Annotated in this window: 20 protein-coding genes; 15 read left to right on the top strand and 5 right to left on the bottom strand. The window is 74.4% G+C overall.

The annotated features are described in order from the left end of the window. The first annotated feature begins 267 nt into the window (after positions 1–267). From ACH4TP_RS38685 to ACH4TP_RS38700, 4 genes are all read left to right on the top strand, one after another. Positions 268–1668: an MFS transporter gene (locus tag ACH4TP_RS38685; protein WP_398440539.1), complete on the top strand. Its 1401-nt coding sequence runs from the start codon at positions 268–270 to the stop codon at positions 1666–1668. A 104-nt stretch (positions 1669–1772) separates the two neighbouring features. Further along, positions 1773–2255 (top strand): DUF2771 domain-containing protein, encoded by a 483-nt coding sequence (locus tag ACH4TP_RS38690; protein ID WP_389221469.1) that lies wholly within the window; start codon positions 1773–1775, stop codon positions 2253–2255. 7 nt (positions 2256–2262) lie between these two features. Continuing rightward, positions 2263–2985: a futalosine hydrolase gene (locus tag ACH4TP_RS38695; protein ID WP_398183678.1), complete on the top strand. Its 723-nt coding sequence runs from the start codon at positions 2263–2265 to the stop codon at positions 2983–2985. After that, positions 2982–3833, top strand: coding sequence for a 1,4-dihydroxy-6-naphthoate synthase (locus ACH4TP_RS38700; protein ID WP_398183675.1), 852 nt, complete (start codon positions 2982–2984; stop codon positions 3831–3833). Before ACH4TP_RS38695 ends, ACH4TP_RS38700 begins: the two co-directional genes overlap by 4 nt. A gap of 49 nt (positions 3834–3882) precedes the next feature. On the opposite strand, the gene ACH4TP_RS38705 is transcribed toward ACH4TP_RS38700, so the two are convergent. Further along, positions 3883–4266 (bottom strand): cold-shock protein, encoded by a 384-nt coding sequence (locus ACH4TP_RS38705; RefSeq protein WP_389221475.1) that lies wholly within the window; start codon positions 4264–4266, stop codon positions 3883–3885. 329 nt (positions 4267–4595) lie between these two features. Between ACH4TP_RS38705 and ACH4TP_RS38710 the strand changes: the two genes are divergently transcribed. Next, a complete protein-coding gene (locus ACH4TP_RS38710) occupies positions 4596–4859 on the top strand; it encodes a hypothetical protein (RefSeq protein ID WP_389221477.1) in 264 nt (87 codons plus the stop codon). 10 nt (positions 4860–4869) lie between these two features. Here the strand turns inward: ACH4TP_RS38710 and ACH4TP_RS38715 are convergent, their stop codons facing one another. After that, positions 4870–5493 (bottom strand): HAD family hydrolase, encoded by a 624-nt coding sequence (locus tag ACH4TP_RS38715; protein WP_389221479.1) that lies wholly within the window; start codon positions 5491–5493, stop codon positions 4870–4872. A 110-nt stretch (positions 5494–5603) separates the two neighbouring features. Between ACH4TP_RS38715 and ACH4TP_RS38720 the strand changes: the two genes are divergently transcribed. The 3 genes from ACH4TP_RS38720 to ACH4TP_RS38730 all read left to right on the top strand — a co-directional run bounded on the left by ACH4TP_RS38720 (position 5604) and on the right by ACH4TP_RS38730 (position 8598). After that, on the top strand, positions 5604–6608 hold the full coding sequence (locus ACH4TP_RS38720) for a FecCD family ABC transporter permease (protein WP_389221481.1): 1005 nt from the start codon (positions 5604–5606) through the stop codon (positions 6606–6608). Positions 6609–6736: 128 nt separating this feature from the next. Continuing rightward, positions 6737–7792, top strand: coding sequence for a FecCD family ABC transporter permease (locus ACH4TP_RS38725; RefSeq protein ID WP_398440560.1), 1056 nt, complete (start codon positions 6737–6739; stop codon positions 7790–7792). Next, positions 7789–8598 (top strand): ABC transporter ATP-binding protein, encoded by an 810-nt coding sequence (locus tag ACH4TP_RS38730; protein ID WP_398440540.1) that lies wholly within the window; start codon positions 7789–7791, stop codon positions 8596–8598. Before ACH4TP_RS38725 ends, ACH4TP_RS38730 begins: the two co-directional genes overlap by 4 nt. Before the next feature lie 3 nt (positions 8599–8601). Here the strand turns inward: ACH4TP_RS38730 and ACH4TP_RS38735 are convergent, their stop codons facing one another. Further along, on the bottom strand, positions 8602–9750 hold the full coding sequence (locus ACH4TP_RS38735) for a hypothetical protein (protein ID WP_398440541.1): 1149 nt from the start codon (positions 9748–9750) through the stop codon (positions 8602–8604). Between the two features lie 72 nt (positions 9751–9822). Between ACH4TP_RS38735 and ACH4TP_RS38740 the strand changes: the two genes are divergently transcribed. Next, entirely contained in the window at positions 9823–12486 is a 2664-nt protein-coding gene (locus ACH4TP_RS38740; RefSeq protein WP_398440542.1) for a helicase-associated domain-containing protein, read from the top strand. Between the two features lie 15 nt (positions 12487–12501). On the opposite strand, the gene ACH4TP_RS38745 is transcribed toward ACH4TP_RS38740, so the two are convergent. Next, the gene (locus ACH4TP_RS38745; RefSeq protein WP_389221491.1) at positions 12502–12816 is read right to left on the bottom strand and encodes a hypothetical protein; all 315 of its coding nucleotides are present in this window, start codon (positions 12814–12816) and stop codon (positions 12502–12504) included. Positions 12817–12995: 179 nt separating this feature from the next. Here ACH4TP_RS38745 and ACH4TP_RS38750 point away from each other — a divergent pair, with 179 nt between their 5' ends. Beyond that, positions 12996–14642, top strand: a complete 1647-nt coding sequence (locus tag ACH4TP_RS38750; RefSeq protein WP_389221493.1) for a DNA repair helicase XPB — start codon at positions 12996–12998, stop codon at positions 14640–14642. Positions 14643–14694: 52 nt separating this feature from the next. Here the strand turns inward: ACH4TP_RS38750 and ACH4TP_RS38755 are convergent, their stop codons facing one another. Further along, complete coding sequence (locus ACH4TP_RS38755) at positions 14695–16050, bottom strand: hypothetical protein (RefSeq protein ID WP_398440543.1); 1356 nt, start codon at positions 16048–16050, stop codon at positions 14695–14697. Between the two features lie 263 nt (positions 16051–16313). Between ACH4TP_RS38755 and ACH4TP_RS38760 the strand changes: the two genes are divergently transcribed. The 5 genes from ACH4TP_RS38760 to ACH4TP_RS38780 all read left to right on the top strand — a co-directional run bounded on the left by ACH4TP_RS38760 (position 16314) and on the right by ACH4TP_RS38780 (position 21151). Continuing rightward, on the top strand, positions 16314–18371 hold the full coding sequence (locus ACH4TP_RS38760; protein ID WP_398440544.1) for a HelD family protein: 2058 nt from the start codon (positions 16314–16316) through the stop codon (positions 18369–18371). After that, on the top strand, positions 18368–18778 hold the full coding sequence (locus tag ACH4TP_RS38765; protein WP_389221499.1) for a VOC family protein: 411 nt from the start codon (positions 18368–18370) through the stop codon (positions 18776–18778). Before ACH4TP_RS38760 ends, ACH4TP_RS38765 begins: the two co-directional genes overlap by 4 nt. 190 nt (positions 18779–18968) lie before the next feature. Continuing rightward, on the top strand, positions 18969–19436 hold the full coding sequence (locus ACH4TP_RS38770) for a hypothetical protein (RefSeq protein ID WP_398440545.1): 468 nt from the start codon (positions 18969–18971) through the stop codon (positions 19434–19436). 3 nt (positions 19437–19439) lie between these two features. After that, on the top strand, positions 19440–20183 hold the full coding sequence (locus ACH4TP_RS38775; protein ID WP_398440546.1) for a hypothetical protein: 744 nt from the start codon (positions 19440–19442) through the stop codon (positions 20181–20183). A gap of 89 nt (positions 20184–20272) precedes the next feature. Then, positions 20273–21151, top strand: coding sequence for a transporter substrate-binding domain-containing protein (locus ACH4TP_RS38780; protein WP_398440547.1), 879 nt, complete (start codon positions 20273–20275; stop codon positions 21149–21151).

The following is a 21151-nucleotide window of genomic DNA, read 5'->3' on the forward strand; positions in this document are numbered from 1 at the left end:
GCGGAGCGGACCAGAGGGCCGCATCGACGTCCGCACCCGACTTGTCTCGCGCGTCTCGGGCACACCTAACGCCATCCATTCTGCGGGATGCCGAAGAGGCGCGCGGCCGAGAGATTCCGCCGGTGACGCGCTACGCACGCTACCCCGTTCGCGGGCCTCAGCCCACCTGCCCGTCCCAAGTGACCCGGATCGCGGCCACCCCGCGCCCCACGAAGCGGCTCCCTTCCCGGGTCTCCCCCGCCGCGCCACGGTTCGTCCGGCGCGCGGGTGGGGCACTATGACGGAGTGGCAGCCGCACGGTCCCCCGTACGATCACACGATCCCGCCGGGCCGCTCCGCCGAGCGGGCCGGAAGGTGGGACGTGCCCTGCACCTGCCGTTCACCGGGACCGCGAAGGGCATCCGGAAGGCGACGCACGCGCACGGGGCGGGCGAGTCGGGGCTCGGGAAGCTGATCGAGCTGCACGCCGTGAACGGCGCCGGGGACGTCATGATCACCGTCGCCCTCGCCTCCACCGTGTTCTTCTCCGTGCCGACCGACGAGGCCCGCGGCCGCGTCGCGCTCTACCTGGCCGTCACGATGGCCCCCTTCACGCTCCTCGCCCCCGTGATCGGCCCGCTCCTGGACCGCATCCCGCACGGGCGGCGGGCGGCGATGGCGGGCGCGATGCTGACCCGGGCGGTCCTCGCGGTCATGATGTCGGGGGCGGTGGCGACGGGCGGTCTGGAGCTGTACCCGGCCGCGCTCGGGGTGCTCGTGGCCTCGAAGGCGTACGGGGTGGTCCGCAGCGCCGTCGTGCCCCGCCTCCTCCCACCGAACTTCTCCCTCGTGAAGGCGAACTCCCGCGTCACCCTGGCCGGGCTCCTCGCCACGGGCATCGCCGCGCCCATCGGGGCGGGGCTCCAGCTGATCGGGCCGCGCTACCCGTTGTACGGGGCGTGCGCGCTGTTCCTGCTCGGCACGTTCTGGGCGCTGCGGATGCCGCACAAGGTGGACTCCGCGAAGGGCGAGCGGCGGGCGCACCTGCTGACGCACGGCGAGAAGAAGCCGAGCCTGCGGACGGTGGGCCCGTCGGTGCTGCACGGCCTGCAGGCGAACGCGGCCCAGCGGATGCTGTCGGGTTTCCTGATCTTCTTCCTGGCGTTCCTGCTGCGCGAGCACCCGCTGTCCGGGCAGAGCGCCGCCGTCTCCCTCGGCATCGTGGGCGTGGCGGCGGGTACGGGCAACGCCTGCGGTACGGCGGCCGGCTCCCTGCTCCGGGACCGGGGCCACAAACCGGAGGTGATCATCGCCACGATGATCACCGTGGTCTGCGGTACGGCGGTCCTCGCGGCGATCTTCTTCGGCGGGCTCATGGTCGCCGTCCTCGGCGCGGTCGCGGGCCTCACCCAGGCCCTGTCGAAGCTGTCCCTCGACGCGCTGATCCAGCGGGACGTGCCGGAGCTGGTGCGGACCTCGGCCTTCGCCCGCTCCGAGACGGCGCTGCAGATGGCGTGGGTGGTGGGCGGCGGGATCGGCATCGCCCTGCCCCTGAACGGCACCCTCGGCATGTCCGTGGCCGCCGGGTTCCTGGCCCTCGGGGCGTTCCTCTCGGTCCGCGGCCTGCTGTCGGCGGCCCGCAGCCGCCCGGGCCCCAAGGGCGGCCGCCCCAAGGAGAAAGTGGCCTAGGCCCGCCGTACGGGCCCCGGACACTCCGGCACGAAGCGGTACGCGGCGGCGGCACGCCGTACCCCCGCGTGGCGCGGACGCGGCGGCCCGATAGCCTTCGGCTCATGACCGTTGCGTTCTTCTCCGGCTCGCGCCGCCGGGCCGCCGTCGCCCTCGGGGCCGTCTCCGCCGGGCTCCTCGTACTCTCCGCCTGCGACAAGCCGACTCCGCTCGCGACCCTGACGGTCGGGACCGACTCGGTGCACTCCGAGGCCGCCTGCTACAACAACGGCGACGCCATCAAGGAGTCGCAGATCCAGCAGTGCCTGAACAAGAAGGCCGAGAAGACCATCACGGTCTCCACGGACGACAAGATCCGATTCGGCGTGGACCCGGAGATCGCGGACCACGGCTGGACGATCTTCCTCGGCGGCCAGCAGGCCGAGCCCGAGCCGTACAAGAAGACGTACCGGACCATCCCGGCCAGCGCCTTCTTCTCCCAGTCCCCCACCGGCGGGTCCACCGACAAGACCCAGGTGACCATCGTCGAGAACACCGGCAAGAAGCTGACCGGCATCTGGCACTTCCAGCTGAAGAAGGACTCCTGATCCGCCGGTGGTCCACCGGATCCTGATCGTGACGGCCGTGGCGGCGGAGGCGGACTCCGTCTCCGCCGGCCTCGGCGACCTCGGCGGCCCCGAGCTCCTTCCGCTGCCGGGGGGCCTCGCCCTGCGCCGTCACGGCGACCGCGTCGACGTCCTCGTCGGCGGGGTCGGCCCCGCGGCCGTCGCCGCCGCGACCGGGACGGCGCTCGCCTGCGCCTCGCTGAAGGCCGAGGGGTACGGGCTCGTCGTCTCCGCCGGCATCGCGGGCGGGTTCCAGCCGGCCGCGCCGGTCGGGTCCGTCGTCGTGTCCTCGGCGATCGTCGCCGCCGACCTCGGCGCCGAGACCCCGGACGGGTACCTCTCCGTCGAGGAGCTCGGCTTCGGCCGCTCCGTCCACCCCGTGCCCGAGGCGCTGACGGGCCGGATCACCGCCGCGCTCGCGGCGGGCTGCGTCCTCGCTCCCGTCCTCACCGTCTCCACCGTCACCGGCACCGCCCGCCGCGCCGCCGAGCTCGTGGAGCGGTATCCGGCGGCCGCCGCCGAGGCGATGGAGGGCTTCGGCGTCGCCGAGGCCGCCGTCGCGCACGGCGTGCCCGTCGTCGAGGTCCGGGCCGTGTCGAACGCCGTCGGGCCCCGCGACCGCGCCGCCTGGCGCATCGGCGAGGCCCTGGGCGCCCTCCGGCACACCTTCGAGCTGCTCGGCCGTACCGTCCTCGTGGAGGCGCACGCGTGAAACTCAAGATCGCCTACTCGCCCTGCCCGAACGACACCTTCGTCTTCGACGCCTGGGCGCACGGCCGGGTCCCGGGCGCGCCCCGGCTCGACGTGACGTTCGCGGACATCGACGTCACCAACGGCCTGGCGGCGAGCGGCACCGACGCGCACGACGTCCTGAAGGTGTCGTACGCCGTGCTGCCGTGGATCCTCGACGAGTACGCCCTGCTGCCCTGCGGCGGCGCCCTGGGCCGGGGCTGCGGCCCGCTCGTCCTGACGCGCGACGCGGGGACCGGGGCGGACCTGACCGGGAAGACGGTCGCCGTGCCGAGCGAGCGCTCGACCGCGTACCTGCTGTTCCGGCTGTGGGCGGCCGAGAAGGTGCCCGGCGGGGTCGGGGACGTCGTCGTGATGCCGTTCCACGAGATCATGCCCGCCGTCCGGGACGGGAAGGTCGACGCGGGGCTCGTCATCCACGAGGCCCGCTTCACGTACCAGGACTACGGGCTGCACTGCCTCGCCGACATGGGCGAGCACTGGGAGTCCACGACCGGCCTCCCGATCCCGCTCGGCGCGATCGTCGCCCGCCGCTCGCTGGGCGCGGAGACGCTCGAACTGCTCGCCGAGTCGGCCCGCGCGTCGGTGCGGATGGCCTGGGACGACCCCGAGGCCTCCCGGCCGTACGTCCTGGAGCACGCCCAGGAGATGGACCCGAAGGTGGCCGACCAGCACATCGGCCTCTACGTCAACGAGTTCACGGCCGACCTCGGCGAGCACGGCTACGCGGCGGTCCGCGGCCTGCTCACGCGCGCCGCGGCCGAGGGACTCGTACCGCCCCTCGGCCCGGACGCGCTGCGATTCCCGTAAAGGGATCCCTGTGAGGGGGATCCCTGTGAGGGGATCCCCGTGAGGGGACTCAGACGTCGAGCTGGTCGGCGACCGCGCGCAGCAGGCCCGCGATCTTCTTGCCGGCGGCCTTCTCCGGGTAGCGGCCGCGCTCCAGCATCGGCGTGATGTTCTCCAGGAGCGTCGTCAGGTCCTGGACGATGGACGCCAGTTCGTCGGGCTTACGGCGCTGCGCCGCGGCGACGGACGGGGTCGGTTCGAGGATCGTGACGGACAGCGCCTGGTCGCCGCGCTGACCGGCGACGACACCGAACTCCACCCGCTGGCCGGGCTTCAGGGCCTCGACCCCGGCGGGGAGCACCGACGAGTGGACGAAGACGTCGCCGCCGTCGTCGCGGGAGAGGAAGCCGAAGCCCTTCTCGCTGTTGAACCATTTGACCTTGCCGGTAGGCAAAGCACGCACCCCATTCCACCAGTCAGCCGAACCACTGTCGTCGCAGGTCAGGCTATCTAGCGCTTGCTCGTGCCTGCCGTGTCGTCTGGAAGCCTCCCCAGCTCTGTACCCCCCGTCAAGCCGCTCCATCCATACCGGCCGGCACTCATGGTCGACATCGGTCGCGGCTCGCCCGGGACGGCGAGAAGGCACGCACATCACAGCACATGTCGGTGGTGCCGGGGCAGCGAATACGCGCGGGACGTCCGACAAACCCCCCACTTGTGCCGCATACGGGAGGGGGGTTTGTCAGGTCAGGGCCGGGGGTGCCGGGGAACTACCCTGGCGGGATGCGCAACGAAAACCCCGCCGTGCCGGCCGACGACAGCGCCCCGGGCGACGGACTCGTCAAGGCCGGTGTGATCGTGTTCGCGGTCGGCGCGGTCGCGACGCTGGTCACCGTGGCCCCGCTGCTCCTGGGGACGAAGCCGTTCCCCACCGTGGCGTACCTCGTGTCGATGCTGATGGGGGTCGGTTTCCTCGTCGCCGCCGCCGGGCTGCTGCGGTCGGTCGCGGCCCAGCGGCGGCAGGCCCGTACCGGCCAAGCCGCCTGAGCCCCTCGGCTCAGGACAGGTAGGTCTCCCACCAGGGGCGGAAGCCCGTCAGGTCCGGCAGGACCACGTCCGCGCCGGCCGCGCGCAGCTCCTCGGCGGGGCAGGGGCCGGTCGCGACGGCCACCGAGAGGGCGCCGGCCGTGGCCGCGCCCCGGACGTCGCCGACGTGGTCCCCGACGTACACCTGGGCGCCGTGCGCGCGCAGGGCCTCCGCCTTGCCCTCGGCCCACAGGCCGCCCGCGACCGCGTGGGGCTCGATGCCGAGGTGGGCGAGGTGCAGCTCGACGTGCGGGCCGTTCTTCGCGCTGACGACGATCGTGCGGCCGCCCGCCTCGCGCACGGCCTCGATGGCGTCCCGGGCGCCCGGCATCGGAACGGTCGGCTCGATCGCGTACGAGGGGTAGAGGGCCCGGTAGCGGGCGGTCATCTCCGTGACGTGCTCCGCCGGGAACCAGTGCGCCATCTCCTGCTCCAGGGGCGGCCCGAGGCGGCTCACGACGAGGTCGGCGTCGATGGGGACGCCCGTCTCGGCGGAGAAGGCGAGGAAGGCCGCCTTGATGCCCGGGCGGGTGTCGAGCAGGGTCAGGTCGAGGTCGAAGCCGACGGTGGGCGGGTTCGCGGGCGCGTGTGTCATGGGGCCATTGTCGGAGCCGTACCGCGGGCCCCCCGGGCCGGGTGTCCGCGGACACGTGCCACATACACTGAGGCAAGCCTTACCAAACTTGCACTCTGCCGAGGGGTTCCATGCCGGCCGCACTCCGCACCAGACGGGTCCTGGCGACCTCGGCGGCTCTCGTCGCCCTGCTCCTCGCCGTCCTCCTCAGCCTCGCCGTCGGCGCCCGCCCCGTCGCGCCCTCCACCGTCCTCGACGCCCTGCTGGGCGCCGCGACGGGCGACGACGCCGAGGTCGTCCGGCAGCTCCGCGTCCCCCGGACCCTCATCGGACTGATGGTCGGCGCCGCCCTCGCGCTCGCCGGCACCGCCCTCCAGGGCATCACCCGCAACCCGATCGCCGACCCCGGCATCCTCGGTATCAGCCAGGGCTCCTCGGTCGCCGTCGTCCTCGCCATCGCCTTCCTCGGGGTGCACGAGCTGAGCGGCTACGTGTGGTTCGCCTTCGCCGGCGCCGCCCTCGCCTCCGTCGCCGTGTACGCCGTCGCCTCCGGCGGGCGCGGCGGCGCCACGCCCGTGAAACTGGCGCTCGGCGGGGCCGCGATCAACGCGCTGCTGCTCTCCGTCACCACCGGCGTCCTCACCACCAGGGCCTCGGCCCTCGACGAGTTCCGGTTCTGGCAGATCGGCTCCCTCGACGGCCGCGACACCCAGATCGTCGGCCAGATCTGGCCCTTCCTGCTGCTCGGGACGGTCCTCGTCGTCTCCGTGGCGCGCGGGCTCGACGCGCTCGCGCTCGGCGAGGACGTCGCCAAGGGGCTCGGGCAGCGCGTCGCGACCGTACGGATCGTCGGCGGGCTCGGCGCGACCGTCCTCACCGGCGTCGCCGTCGCCGCCGCCGGGCCCGTCGCCTTCGTCGGCCTCGCCGTCCCCCACATCGCCCGCGCCCTCGTCGGCTCCGACCACCGCTGGGTCCTGCCGATGGCCGCGCTCACCGGCCCGGTGATGCTGCTCGTCGCCGACGTCGCCGGACGGGTCGTCTTCCCGCCGGGCGAGATCCCCGCCGGGGTGATGACCGCCCTGATCGGCGTGCCGTTCCTCGTGACGCTGGTACGACGGAAGGCGGTGCCGGCGTGAGCACGCTCCCTGACGGGCGTACCGACCGCGGTGACGCGCGCACGGCCGAGGGCGGCACCGGCGTGGGTGCGCCCTCTGACGGACCCACCGACCTCCGTCACGCCCGCGCGGCCGAAGGCGGTGCCGACGTGAGGGTCGTCCGGGCGCGCCCCGCCGGGTACGGGATCGTGCGCGCCGGGCGGGCGTCCTTCCTCGTCCACCGGCGCTCGGCCCTCGTCGCCGCGGGCCTCCTGCTGGTCCTGGCCGCGGCCTGCGTCGCGTACCTCTGCGTCGGGGAGAAGACCGTCGCCCCGGGCGAGGTCGTACGGATCCTCCTCGGGCGGCCGTCGCCGTCCGCGTTCGTCGTCGAGGAGCTGCGCGAGCCCCGGCTCGTCGTCGCCCTCGCCGTCGGCGCCGCCTTCGGCATCGCGGGCGGCCTCATCCAGACCGTCGCCCGCAACCCGCTCGCCAGCCCCGACATCATCGGCATCAGCCAGGGCGCCGGGGCCGTCACCGTCGCCGCGATGACCTTCGGCCTCACCTCGTACACCGTCCTGCCGTACGTCTCCATCGCGGGCGGCGTCCTCGCCGCCGCCCTCGTGTACGCCTTCGCCTGGCGCGGCGGGCTGCATGCGACCCGGTTCGTCCTCATCGGCATCGGCATCGCGATCGCGCTGCGGTCGCTCATCACGCTCTTCATGACGAAGGGCGACTACCTCGTCGCCCAGCAGGCCCAGATCTGGATGACCGGCTCCCTCAACGGGCGCGGCTGGGACGAGTCCGCGCCGATCCGCTGGACGCTGCTCCTGCTGCTGCCCGCCGTGCTGTGGGCGACCCGCGCCCAGCGGACCGTCTCCCTCGACGACGACACGGCGACCGCGCTCGGCGTCCGGCTCGGCGGGGTCCGGCTCGGGCTCGTCGCCGTCGGCGTCGTCCTCGCGTCGGTGGCGACGGGCGTCGCCGGACCGGTCGACTTCGTGGCGCTGCTCGCCCCGCAGATCGCCCGCCGCACGACCCGGACGGCGCAGATCCCGCTGCTGTGCTCCGCGCTCACCGGCGCGGTGGTCGTCGTCGCCGCCGACCTGCTCGGCCGGCGGCTCTTCTCCCCCGTCGAACTGCCGGTGGGCGTCCTCACGGCGGCGGTCGGCGCCCCGTACCTGATCTGGCTCATCGCCCGGAACCGAGCCGTTGGAGGAAAGTCGTGAGCAGGCTGACCGCGCGCGGGCTGACGCTCGCCTACGAGGACCGGACCGTCGTCGAGGAGCTCGACCTCGCGGTCCCCAACGGCAAGGTGACGGTGATCGTCGGCCCCAACGCCTGCGGCAAGTCCACGACGCTCCGGGCGCTCGGCCGGCTGCTCAAACCGGCGGGCGGCGCGGTCCTCCTCGACGGGGAGTCGCTCGCGAAGCTCCCGACGAAGCGGATCGCCCGCTCCATCGGACTGCTCCCGCAGACCCCCGTCGCCCCCGAGGCCATCACCGTCGCCGACCTCGTCTCCCGGGGCCGGCAGCCGCACCAGGCCTGGTGGAAGCAGTGGTCGGAGGAGGACGAGCGGGCCGTCGCCGACGCCATGGCCCGCACGGACGTCACCGCCCTCGCCGACCGGCCCGTCGACGCGCTCTCCGGCGGGCAGCGGCAGCGGGTGTGGATCGCGATGGCCCTCGCCCAGGAGACCGACCTGCTCCTCCTCGACGAGCCCACCACCTACCTGGACATCTCCCACCAGGTCGAGGTCCTCGACCTGGTCCGCCGCCTCAACCGGCTCCGCGGCCGCACCGTCGTCCTCGTCCTCCACGACCTCAACCAGGCCGCGCGGTACGCCGACCACCTCGTCGCCATGAAGGCGGGCCGGGTCGTCGCGGAGGGCCCGCCCTCGGACATCGTCACGGCCGACCTCGTCCGCGACGTCTTCGGCCTCGCCTCGGTGGTCGTCCCCGACCCGGTGACGGGCTCACCGCTGGTGGTGCCGGGGGCGCCGTGGGCGGCGGCCGAGGAGCCGGTGGCGTCCTGAGGCTCAGTGCCTGCGCGAGCGCCACAGCAGGAACAGTGCCGAGGCGGTCGCCGCGGCCCGGAGGACCCACGGCCAGGTCTCGGAGATCGCCGCGCCCATCGCCTCGCCGCCCGGGGCGATGGCCTCGCCCCAGCGGCCCTGGACGCGGCCCCAGAGCCAGGCGATGCCGGCGGCGGCGCTGAGGCCGGGGATCACCAGGACCGCGCCCTTGACCTCGCCCGGGGTCAGCCGGCGGGAGGCGTACGCGAGGAGCCAGCCCGCCGCGAGCGCCACCAGCGAGCCGAAGACGGCCCCGCCGAGCAGGAGCAGCGCGGCGAGCAGCACGAAGGGGTTCGCGAGGCGGGGGCGTGCCGCCGGGGCCGCCTCCGGTTCCGCCCCGGCCTCGGGCTCCGCCTCCGGGGCCTTGCGGCGCCGCAGGACACGCGCCAGGCGGCGGGCCTTCCCCTGCGGGGGCTGCTCCTCGGCCGCCGCCTCCTCGTCCGCCTCCGGGGCGGGCGGCGTGAACAGGTCGGGGCGCTCGATGCCGCCGACGAAGCCGAGGAAACCGTCCTCGTCGGAGGGGTCTTCGGCATCCGTACGCCACCAGTCGGCCGCGCGGTCGGCCGCGGGGGAGGCGGCGCCCGCGCCGCCGGAGCCGGCCGCACCCCGGCCGCCCCGGGCCGGGCCGTCGGGGCCCCGGTCGTCCTGGGCGGGGATGGCGGGGCGGGGCGCGCCGGGGCGCCCTCCCGGGCCCGACGCGCCGGGGCGCACGGAACCGGCCGCCCCGGAGCCCGCGCCCGCTCGGCCGCCCGGCTCTCCGGAGGTCGACGCGCCGGGGGCCGGGTGCGGGTTTTCGGGCTGGGCGGAGGCGGCCGCGCGGGGGCGGCGGAGGAGGCGGGAGCGGGGTGTGCGGGGCTCCGGGACGGGGGCGGCGGTCGGCCCGGGCCGGGGGTTCGCGCGGTCCACGACCTCGTCGGGGGTGCCCAGGGAGCCGAGGATGCCGCGTACGGCGGCGGGGCCTTCCTCGCCGTGGGTGGCGCGGCGGCGGTCGATCTCGTCGCGGAGGCCGGAGACCAGTTTCATGCGGTCGCCGGCCGGTAGCTGTCGCTGCTGGGCCAGGTCGCCGACGCGGCTCAGATAGTCGTAGACCAGACGGTCGCTCTCGATCCCCACGATGCCCCTCCACGGCCGGTTCGCCCGGTACGGCCCGACGTTAGCGCCTGGACAGCGGCTAACGTGGTCCGGATGGGGATCGGTGAGCTCGACCGGGAGGCGCACGTGCCCGAGGGAACTGGCGCCGGGGCGGCGCCGCGCACGCTCGCGGAGGCGCTGCGCGCGCGGGGCGACGAGGGGCTCGCCGGGCTGCTGCGCGCCCGCCCGGACCTGCTGAGCCCCGTACCGAACGACCTGACGCAGCTGGCGACGCGGGCCGGTACGCGGGGTTCGGTGGTGCGGGCGCTGGAGCGGCTCGACCGGTTCGCGCTCCAGACGGCGGAGGCGCTGGCGGTGGCCCCGGACCCCGCCCCGTACGCCGTGCTGCGCGCGCTGCTCACCGGCGACGAGGGCGATCCGGAGATCGAGGCGGCGCTGCCGGGCGCGGTGGCGCTGCTGCGCGAGCAGGCGCTGGTGTGGGGCGAGGACGACCGGCTGCGGCTGGTGCGGACCGCGCGGGAGCTCCTCGCGCCCTCGGCGCAGCATCCCTCGCCGACCGGGCTCGGGCCGACGGTCGCGGAGGCGACGGCGGGGATGTCGCCGGGCCGGGTGCAGGAGATCATCGCGACGGCCGGTCTGCCCGCGACGCACGACCCGGTGTCGGCGGTCGCGGCGCTCACGGAGCTGTTCACCGACCGGGCCCGGATGGGCGCGCTCCTCGACGAGGCGCCGCCGGAGGCCCTCGCCGTCCTGGACCGGCTGGTGTGGGGTCCGCCGTACGGGGAGGTCACGGCGAACCCGGCGCCGCCGGTGCGGTGGCTGCGCGACCGGGGGCTGCTGCTTCCGGTGTCGGCGCGGACGATGGTGCTGCCCCGCGAGGTGGCGCTGCACCTGCGCGGCGGGCGGGCGCACCGGGCGCCGGAGCCGGTGGCGCCGGTGGTGGAGGCGGCGCGCGACTACCGTCCCCAGGTGGTGGACAGCGCCGCCGCCGGGCAGGCGTACGCGGCGCTCGCGACGGTCGAGGAGCTCCTGAAGTCCTGGGACCAGGGCGGGCCGCAGGTCCTGCGGGCGGGCGGGATGTCCGTACGGGACCTCAAGCGGACCGCGGCGGCCCTGGACGTGACGGAGCAGCTCGCCGCGTTCTGGCTGGAGCTGTGCTTCGGGGCGGGGCTGCTCGCCTCGGACGGCGAGGCGGACGAGCGGTACGCGCCGACGCCCGCGTACGACGACTGGCTCGACCTGCCGGCCGCCGAGCGCTGGGCGCGGCTCGTCGCGCCCTGGCTCGTGGCGACCCGGGTGGCGGGTCTGGTCGGCGGCGCGGACGCGAAGGGCCGCACGCTCGCCGCGCTCGGCCCCGATCTGGACCGCGCGCCCGCGCCGGAGGTCCGCCACCGGGTCCTCGAACTCCTCGCGACCCTCCCGCCGGGCGCGGCGGCGGACCCGGAGACGGTGTACGCCCGGCTGCGCTGGGAGCGGCCGCTGCGGGGCGCGGGGCAGGCGGGGCAGCCGCGCCCGCCGCAGCCGACGGGCGGTGCGGGCTACGGCTCGGCGGTCGGCGCGCCCGCCCGCGGCGCCGCCGGTTCCGACGACTCCACGACCACCGGCACCGGCCACGCCCCCGGCCTCGGCACCGCCCCCGACCCCCGCACCGACCTCCGCTCCCGCCTCGCCCGCTGGACGCTCGCCGAGGCCGAGCTCCTCGGGCTCACCGGCCGGGGCGCGCTCTCCGCCCCCGCGCGGGCCCTGCTCAACCTGCCGCTGGCGGAGGCGGCGACCCCCTCCGACCACGGCGGGCGGGTCGAGCTGTCGGTGGCCGCCGGGCGGGCGGCGACGCTGCTCGCGCCGCTGCTGCCGGAGGCCGTCGACCACGTCCTGCTCCAGGCCGACCTGACGGCCGTCGCGCCCGGACCGCTGCGGCGGCCGCTCGCCGACTCGCTGTCCGTGCTCGCGGACGTGGAATCGAAGGGTGGCGCGACGGTCTACCGGTTCACGCCCGGTTCGGTACGGCGCGCGCTCGACTCCGGGCGGTCGGCGTCCGACCTGCACGACTTCCTGACCGCGCACTCCCGCACGCCGGTGCCGCAGCCGCTCGCGTACCTGATCGACGACGTGGCCAGGAAGCACGGACACCTGCGGATCGGGGCGGCCTCCGCGTACGTGCGCTGCGACGACGACGCCGTCCTCGGCGAGATCCTGGCCGACCGCCGCTCCGCCGCCCTGGGCCTGCGGCGCCTCGCGCCGACGGTGCTGGCCGCGCAGGCGGACCCGGCGTCGCTGCTCGACGGGCTGCGGGCGATGGGCTACGCCCCGGCCGCCGAGTCCGCCGAGGGCGACGTCCTCGTCACCCGCGCCGACGCGTACCGCACCCCGGCCCGTACGGCCCCCGTGCCCGTCCCCGACGGCCCGCCGGCCCCCGACACGACGCTCCTCGGCGCGGCGGTGAAGGCGATCCGGGCGGGCGACCGGGCGGCGACGGCGGTGCGGAAGGAGCCGGCGGCCCCCGTGGAGGCGGCGGGCGGCCTCCCCCGCACCTCGGCCGCCGAGACCCTGGCCACGGTCCAGGCGGCGGCGATGACGGGTTCGGCCGTCTGGATCGGCTACGTCAACGCGGAGGGCGCGGCCAGCCAGCGCGTCATCGCCCCGGTCCGCGTCGAGGGCGGCTTCGTCACGGGCTACGACCACACGGCCGACGAGGTCCGCACGTACCCCCTGCACCGCATCACGGGCGTGGCGGAACTGGCGGACGACCAGGTCTGACCCGCCGGACAGGCCTCAGGGCAGCAGCCCGAGGAAGCGGGCGAGCGCGGGGCAGGCGAGCCCGACGGCGCACGCGAGCCCGGCGAAGACCCGCCGGACCGTCCGCCGGTCGGGCGTGCGCGCGAGGAACCAGGTGGGGACCGCCGCCAGGACCGGCAGCAGCAGGCAGCCGCCGATCACGGCCGGGTGCGCGCGCAGCAGCCCGAGCCTGCTCCCGACGAGCAGCACGAGCAGGGGGCCGCCGAGGGCCCCGGTCAGCACGGCCGCCGACCAGTTCGGGTCGTGAGCGGCGGATCCGGACCGCTTCCCGGCCCCGGCGGTCGGTGGCATGCCCCTCATCCCACCGCCGTCTCCCGGGTCCGTCCATCCGTACACGTACTCATTCGGCATGTGCCGGGTGCTCATGCCGGCCCGTGCTCCGGCCCCGGCGGGCGCCCCGCAGGGCCCCGGATCAGGCAGACTGGAGGATTGGCCGTCGTCGGAGCGGCCCGGGAAGGATCTGATCGCAGGTGAATGGGCCACTCATCGTCCAGAGCGACAAGACGCTGCTCCTGGAGGTCGACCACGAGCTCGCCGAGGCCTGCCGGCGGGCCATCGCGCCGTTCGCGGAGCTGGAGCGGGCGCCGGAGCACATCCACACGTACCGGGTGACGCCGCTGGGGCTGTGGAACGCGCGGGCCGCCGGGCACGACGCCGAGCAGGTCGTCGACGCGCTCGTCGAGTACTCGCGGTACCCCGTGCCGCACGCGCTGCTCGTCGACATCGCCGAGACCATGGCCCGGTACGGGCGGCTCACGCTCTCCAAGCACCCCACGCACGGGCTCGTGCTGACCACGACCGACCGGCCCGTCCTGGAGGAGATCCTCCGGTCGAAGAAGGTGCAGCCGCTGGTCGGGGCGCGGATCGACGCGGACACCGTCGCCGTGCACCCCTCCGAGCGCGGGCAGATCAAGCAGACGCTGCTGAAGCTGGGCTGGCCGGCCGAGGACCTCGCCGGGTACGTGGACGGGGAGGCGCACCGGATCGACCTCGCCGAGGACGGCTGGTCGCTGCGCCCGTACCAGAAGCAGGCCGTCGACGGCTTCTGGCACGGCGGCTCCGGTGTCGTCGTGCTGCCCTGCGGCGCGGGGAAGACGCTGGTCGGGGCCGGGGCGATGGCCCAGGCGAAGGCGACGACGCTGATCCTCGTCACGAACACCGTGTCCGCCCGGCAGTGGAAGCACGAGCTGGTGAAGCGGACCTCGCTGACCGAGGACGAGATCGGCGAGTACTCCGGGACGCGCAAGGAGATCCGGCCGGTCACCATCGCCACGTACCAGGTGCTCACGACCAAGCGGAAGGGCGTCTACCCCCACCTGGAGCTCTTCGACTCCCGCGACTGGGGCCTCATCGTCTACGACGAGGTGCACCTGCTGCCCGCGCCCGTCTTCAAGTTCACCGCCGACCTCCAGGCCCGCCGACGGCTCGGCCTGACGGCGACCCTCGTGCGCGAGGACGGGCGGGAGTCGGACGTCTTCTCGCTGATCGGGCCCAAGCGGTTCGACGCGCCGTGGAAGGAGATCGAGGCGCAGGGGTACATCGCGCCCGCCGACTGCGTCGAGGTCCGCGTCAACCTGACCGACTCGGAGCGGCTCGCGTACGCGACGGCCGAGGCGGAGGAGAAGTACCGGTTCTGCGCGACGACCGCGACGAAGCGGAAGGTGACCGAGGCCCTGGTGAAGAAGTTCGAGGGCCAGCAGATCCTCGTCATCGGCCAGTACATCGACCAGCTGGACGAGCTCGGCGCGCACCTCGACGCGCCGGTCATCAAGGGCGAGACCTCGAACGCCCAGCGCGAGAAGCTCTTCGACGCCTTCCGCAACGGCGAGATCAACGTCCTCGTCGTGTCGAAGGTCGCGAACTTCTCCATCGACCTCCCGGAGGCCACGGTCGCCATCCAGGTCTCCGGCACCTTCGGCTCCCGCCAGGAGGAGGCCCAGCGCCTCGGCCGGGTCCTGCGCCCGAAGGCCGACGGCCACCAGGCCCACTTCTACTCCGTCGTCGCCCGCGACACCATCGACCAGGACTTCGCCGCCCACCGCCAGCGCTTCCTGGCCGAACAGGGCTACGCGTACCGGATCGTGGACGCGGACGAGCTGCTGGCGCCCGGGGAGTGACGCGTGAGGGGCCCCGTCCGGCGCACGGACGGGGCCCCTCGGCGTACCGCGATCAGGAGGCCGGGTTCAGGACCAGCTTCGCCTGGTTGTTGGCGGTGTTCGGGTCGAACGGGAACGGCTGCGTGCCGTACGGCGGCTTCAGCGTCACCGCGCCCTTGGCGCCCGTCACGACCGTGTCGATCCGCAGGTCGAAGGGGAGCGCGACGGTCTGGCGCTCGGCGACCCAGACCGGCAGCTGGCACAGGTAGCGCGGCGCGCCGGTGCGCGTCTCGCTCTCCCACCAGCCGCCGTCCGCCGTGAGCGGCTGGCAGGCGTCGGGGACGGCGGTGGCGGTGGCGCCCTGCGGGACGGTCACCTCGACACTGCCGACGGGCTCGCCGGAGGAGAGGTTGGCGACCCAGGCCGGGCCACGGTTCTTGAACGTCAGGTCGGCCCGTACGGTCTGGCCGGCCTCGCCGCTCAGCCGGGCGCCGTGGACCGCGAAGTCGGCCGTGTTGGTGACGGTGACCTGCTCGACCGTGCCGTTGTCCCCGGGCTGCAGGTCCTCGGCGCCGCCGCGCGGCTGTACGCCTATGTCGACGCGCTCGTAGAGGCCGTACGCGGCGGCGGTGGCGGTGACCGGCGACGGCAGGGTGAAGGAGCCGCCGGGCTGGACGATGTCGTCGTAGGCGCATTCCACCCGGGTGAGCGCCTTGATCGTGCCCTCGCCGAGCGGGGTGCTGACGCACTGCGGCGCGAGGCCGTTCAGCGTGAGGCCGCGGGTGACGTGGTAGGTGACCTGGACGCCGTTCGCCGGCTGGTCGCCCTTGTTGACGAGGGAGACCGGCACGTCGACGGTCGCGCCGGGGGCGATGCCGGTCGCCGGGACCGGGGCGGTCCAGGAGAGGTCGGGGCCGGTGGCGATCCGGACGTCGGTCCAGTTCTGACCGGCGGTGATCGGCCCGTCGGGCGAGGTGGCGGTCGCCTGGTAGGTGATCCGTCCGCTCGCGCCGACGGCCGCGCCCGGGACCGCCCGGAACTGCACCGGCAGGCGCACGGCGCTGTCGGTGCCGGTCGTGGGGACGTCGGCGAACGAGCAGACGGCGGCGGTCGCCGAGGCGGGGGCGCAGCCGTCCGGCCAGGTGACCTCGGCGATGCCCGCGAGGCCGGACACGTCGACGGTGAGCCGGCCGTCGGTCACCTGGTTGGCGGCGTTGTCGTGGGACAGGCTGAGGCTGAGGGTGGTGGGGGCGGGCTGCGGTCCGCCGCCGTTCGCCTTGGGCAGGACGAGCTCCCAGGGCGAGGCGTTGGCCCACAGCTGGTCGCTGTCGGCGAGAGCCGGGGCGGAGGCGAGCCCCACGGTGAACAGTCCGGCCGCGGCGGCGCAGGCACCGAGCCGCGCGATGCGGCCCGTCGAAAGCTTGTTCATGTTCTCCTCGTTCGTCGTCGACGGTGCGAAGAGGAGACCCGCGGGGCCGGACGAAGGTTGTGCCGGTGATCGACAGGAGGAACACCTCGGCGCCGGGGGGCGGGTCGGGTCGGCGCCCGGGTGAAAAGGATTCGCCCGGGTCGGTCGGCCGGAGTTAGACTCGTCGGCTTCCCCCGCTTCCCGTTCGTGGAGCGCCGCCGTCCGGTCGGAAACCGGCGGCCACTTTGTCGTGTCCGCGTATCCACCTACCCGGAGGCTTCACCGTGTCCGTATCCGTGCCCGAGTCCGACGCTCCCGGGGCGCTCGACGATCCGCTCGCGCGCGAGCGCGCCCATCTGACCTCCTCCCGCGCGGCGCTGCGGGCGATGCGCGAGGACGTCGAGGCGCTCGACATCAAGGACGTCACAGCGAACTGGGTCAACTCGCTGGTGCTCGGGCGGCAGATCGAGGACCGGATCAAGGCGCTCGCCGACCTGGCGGACACCCCGCTGTTCTTCGGGCGGCTCGACTACCTGCACACCACGCAGGAGGGGCAGCGCTTCTACATCGGGCGGCGGCACGTCCACGACGCGGACGGCGATCCGATGGTGATCGACTGGCGTGCGCCGGTCTCGCAGCCGTACTACCAGGCGTCGAAGAAGGACCCGCAGGACGTCGGGCTGCGGCGCCGCTTCGGGTACACGGGCGGCGACCTCACCGCGTACGAGGACGAGCACCTCTCCGACCCGGCCGAGCTGGAGCACACCAGCCGGCTGCTCCAGGCCGAGATCGAGCGGCCCCGCGTCGGTCCCATGCGGGACATCGTCGCCACCATCCAGCCGGAGCAGGACGGGATCGTCCGCTCCGACCTGTCGGGGACGGTGTGCGTGCAGGGAGGCCCGGGGACCGGTAAGACCGCCGTCGGTCTGCACCGTGTCGCCTACCTGCTGTACGCGCACCGCGAGCGGCTGGCCCGTACCGGCACCCTGGTCATCGGGCCGAACCGCTCCTTCCTCCACTACATCGAGCAGGTCCTGCCCGCGCTCGGCGAGCTGGAGGTGCAGCAGGCGACGGTCGACGACCTCGTCGCGCACGTCGAGGTGCGGGGCACGGACGAGGCGGCGACGGCGGTCGTGAAGGGCGACGCCCGGATGGCGGAGGTGCTGCGTCGGGCGGTCCGCTCGCACGTGACGCTGCCGACGGAGTCCCTGATGGTCGTGCGCGGGTCGCGGCGCTGGCGGGTCCCGGCGTACGAAATCGAGGAGATGGTGCGGGAGTTGCTCGACCGCGACATCCGGTACGGGGCGGCCCGCGAGGCCCTCCCGCAGCGCATCGCCCACGCCGTGCTCGTCCGCATGGAGGAGGCCGGCGAGGCCCCCGACGACCGCGTGCAGAACGCCGTCGCGCGCAACGCGGCGGTCAAGGCCGTCGTGAAGGAGTGCTGGCCGCCCGTCGACCCCGCGAAACTGGTGCTGCGACTGCTTTCCGACGCCGAGTTCCTCGCCGAGCACGCCGAGGGCCTGCTCACCGAGGACGAGCAGAAGCTGCTGCTCTGGGCGAAGCCCGCGCGGAGCGTGAGGACGGCCAAGTGGTCGGCGGCGGACGCCGTCCTCATCGACGAGGCGAAGGACCTGGTCGAGCGTACGCACTCGCTCGGGCACGTGGTCCTCGACGAGGCGCAGGACCTGTCCCCCATGCAGTACCGGGCCGTGGGCCGCCGCTGCACGACCGGCTCGGCCACGGTCCTCGGCGACCTCGCGCAGGGCACGACGCCCTGGGCGACGGAGAGCTGGGCCCAGGCGCTCGCGCACCTGGGGAAGCCGGAGGCGGTGGTGGAGGAGCTGACCGCCGGTTTCCGCGTGCCGCGCGAGGTCATCGCGTACGCCTCGCGGCTCCTTCCGCACATGTCGCCTGGGCTCGCGGCGGTGGAGTCCGTACGGGAGAACCCGGGGTCCCTGGAGGTCCGCCCGAGCGACGCCCTCGACGAGGACGTCGTCGCCGCCTGCGTCGAGGCCCTCACCCACGAGGGCTCCATCGGCCTGATCGCCGCCGACGCGCGGATCGCGCCGCTCGCGGAGGCGCTGACGGCGGCCGGGCTCGCGTACCTCTCCCCCGGCGAGGAGACGACGGCCGAGTCCCGGCTCACGCTCGTCCCGGCCTCGCTCGCGAAGGGTCTGGAGTACGACTACGTGGTCCTGGACGAGCCGGCGGCCGTCGTCGACGGCGAACCGGACGAGCGGACCGGCCTGCGACGCCTCTACGTGGCGCTGACCCGTGCCGTGTCCGGCCTGACGGTCGTTCACTCGGCTCCGGTTCCGGAGCAGTTGGGGTCCCTCTCGTGAAGGGTGCGCTCCACCACGTCGAACTCTGGGTCGGCGACCTGGCACGGGCCGAACGCAGCCTCGGCTGGCTGCTCGGCGCGCTCGGCTACGCGCCCTTCCAGTCCTGGGAGGGCGGCCGCAGCTGGTCGCTCGGCTCCTGCTACCTGGTCGTCGAGCAGTCCCCGGCCCGTACGTCGGACGCGCACGACCGCCTCCGCCCGGGCCTCAACCACCTCGCCTTCCACGCCGGCGACCGGTCGGACGTCGACGCCCTCGCCGCCGAGGCCCCGGAGCACGGCTGGCGGCTGATGTTCGCCGACCGGCATCCGTACGCGGGCGGGGACGGCCACTACGCGGCGTACCTGGAGAACGAGGACGGGTTCGAGGTGGAACTCGTGGCCGCCGACCGGGAGCCGACGGAGGCCTGACCTGCGGCGATGCCCGGCGGCGGCTCCGCCTGCCGCCGGGCGCGCCACGGCGGGGCTCCGCCGCCTTTCCGGCGAGGGCCAACTCCCTTGAAATCACCCATATTTGGGCCTGTGTGAGTCGCGTCTCATCACTTACCATCGCGGTGTTCACCCAGCTTTCAGTGCGCCACCTGAACCACTGGAGGACCCCGTGTCAGAACTGCTCACCGCCGCCGCCGGAGTCGCTCCCGTCTTCGCCGCCGCCGCCACGACCCTGGGGTCGGCGGTGGCGGGTGCCGCCGTCCAGCGGGTCGCGGACGGAACCGTGGCCACGGGCGAGGGATTCCTCCGCCGGCTCTTCCGCCGGGACGACGGAACCGACCCCGTGCTCGACGTGGCGGAGGGCGAGGTGGACGAGCGGCGGGCGGACGAGCTGCTGTCCGGGCTCGATCTGGCCGAACGGCGGCTCCTGGCCCAGGCGTTGGCCACCTGGCTGGGCGAGTCGGGTGCCGGAACGGGCGCCCTCGACCCCGAGCGGCTGAAGGAGCTCGTACGGGCGGCCGAAGCGCCGTCCACGACCCACGTCGCCGCCTACGGACCCCACTCGATGGCCGTCGGCCGGATCGGCGACAACGCCACCTTCAACCTGGGCGGCGGCCAGTCGGGAAGCGGGTCCTGAGCCATGGTCGAGAAGAAGCGGGAAAACCGCGTCGAGACGCACGGGCCCGGTTCGGTCGCGGGGGGCAACTTCGGCGACGGGACCACGATCAACTTCCAGTACCCGCCCCCACCTCCGCCCCCGCCCCCGCCTCCGCCTCCGCCCCCGCGCCGACGGCTCCTTGAGGCCCTGCCGCTCCTCGTCGCCGTCGCCGTCGCCGTCTACTCGGCCCTGACCTGGCCCGGCGGCCCGCAGAGCCAGTACGTCCTGTTCTACGGGTTCCTCGGTGCGGGCCTCGTCCTCTCCGTCGTGTACGCCGTCCGGGGGAAGAGCTGGCCGCTGCTCGCCCTGGCACTGGTCTGCTGTCTCCTCGGCCTCGGCGCGCTCGGGTCCGTGGCCCGCAACGGCGAGGTGCCCGTCGAGATCGACGTCCAGGGCGCGCAGCCCCTGGACGGCTCCCGGGCCGGCGCCCTGACGCTCGTGATGTCCGCCCCGGCGGCCGAGGACGTGCGCGACCGGCTGCGGCTCGCGCTGACGATCTCCGACGACGATCCGAACACGGCGACCTGCCTCCACAAGACGACCGCGACGCTGAGGCCGATCACGCCGGGGATCACCCCGGGCGAGCGCCAGATCGCCGCCGACTCCGTCGTCGACTTCGACCTCGGAGGGCAGCACGGCGCGGTCTCCCTCTCCTTCGTCCTGCACACCGAGCCGAACTGCGTGATGCGCCTCGCGCAGGTCAAGGGAACGCTCCACAACAGTTGACGGGCGGCGAGAGCCACGAGACGGGGGGAACGTACGTGATACGAGGGATCCGAAGCCGCGCCGGCGGACCGGCCCGACCGTGGTCCGGCGTGCTCGGCGCGGTCGCCGTGCTGGCGACGCTCGCCGCGGGCTGCACGGCCGGTCCCGAGCCGACGATGTTCGGCGAGGGGAAGACCGTCCGGGTCGGCGCGAAGGGCGACCAGCCCGGCACCAGCCACGAACCGCACGACGGGGAGTTCGACGGGTTCGACATCACGGTGACGCGGGAGGTCCTCGGCCGGCTCGGCGTCGAGAACCCGCTGTTCAGCGGCATCCTCTCCAAGAACCGCGCCGCCTCCCTGCGGAAGGGGGACGTCGACCTGGTGGCCGCGACGTTCTCGATCACCGAGCAGCGGATGCGGCCGGTCGAGGACGGTGGCGAGGGCCTCGACTTCGTGGGTCCGTACGCCTCCACCCCGCAGGGCATCCTGGTCCGGGCGGCGGACAAGGGCCGCTACCGCAACCTCTCCGACCTCGACGGCCGGCTCGTCTGCGTCTGGAAGGGCACGACCTCGCAGAAGGAGCTGAGCAAACCCGCGTACAAGCAGATCAGGCTGCACGAGGAGGAGGACGCGGGGTACTGCGTGAAGGCCCTGAAGGCCGGAGAGGTCGACGCCGTCTCGACCGACCAGCTGATCCTCTACGGGTTCATGGCCGCGGAGCCCACCCTCGCCGTCGCCCCGGGGATCGCGTTCGGGGCGAGCAACGACTACGGCATCGCCATGGCCCGGACCCCCGAGCACCGGAAGGACTGCGAGAAGCTGCGGGACGCGCTGAAGAAGTACGTGGCCGGGAACGAATGGGACCGCGACTTCCAGAACAACCTGCCCCGGGTGCCGCTGGCCGCGCGCAACGAGGCGCGGCCCACCCTGACCGAGATCGACGCCGTGTCCTGCCGGGACCACCCCGCCAACGCGAGCGTGGGCTGA

It is taken from the genome of Streptomyces sp. NPDC021012 (genome assembly GCF_044333355.1).
Lineage (GTDB): Bacteria > Actinomycetota > Actinomycetes > Streptomycetales > Streptomycetaceae > Streptomyces.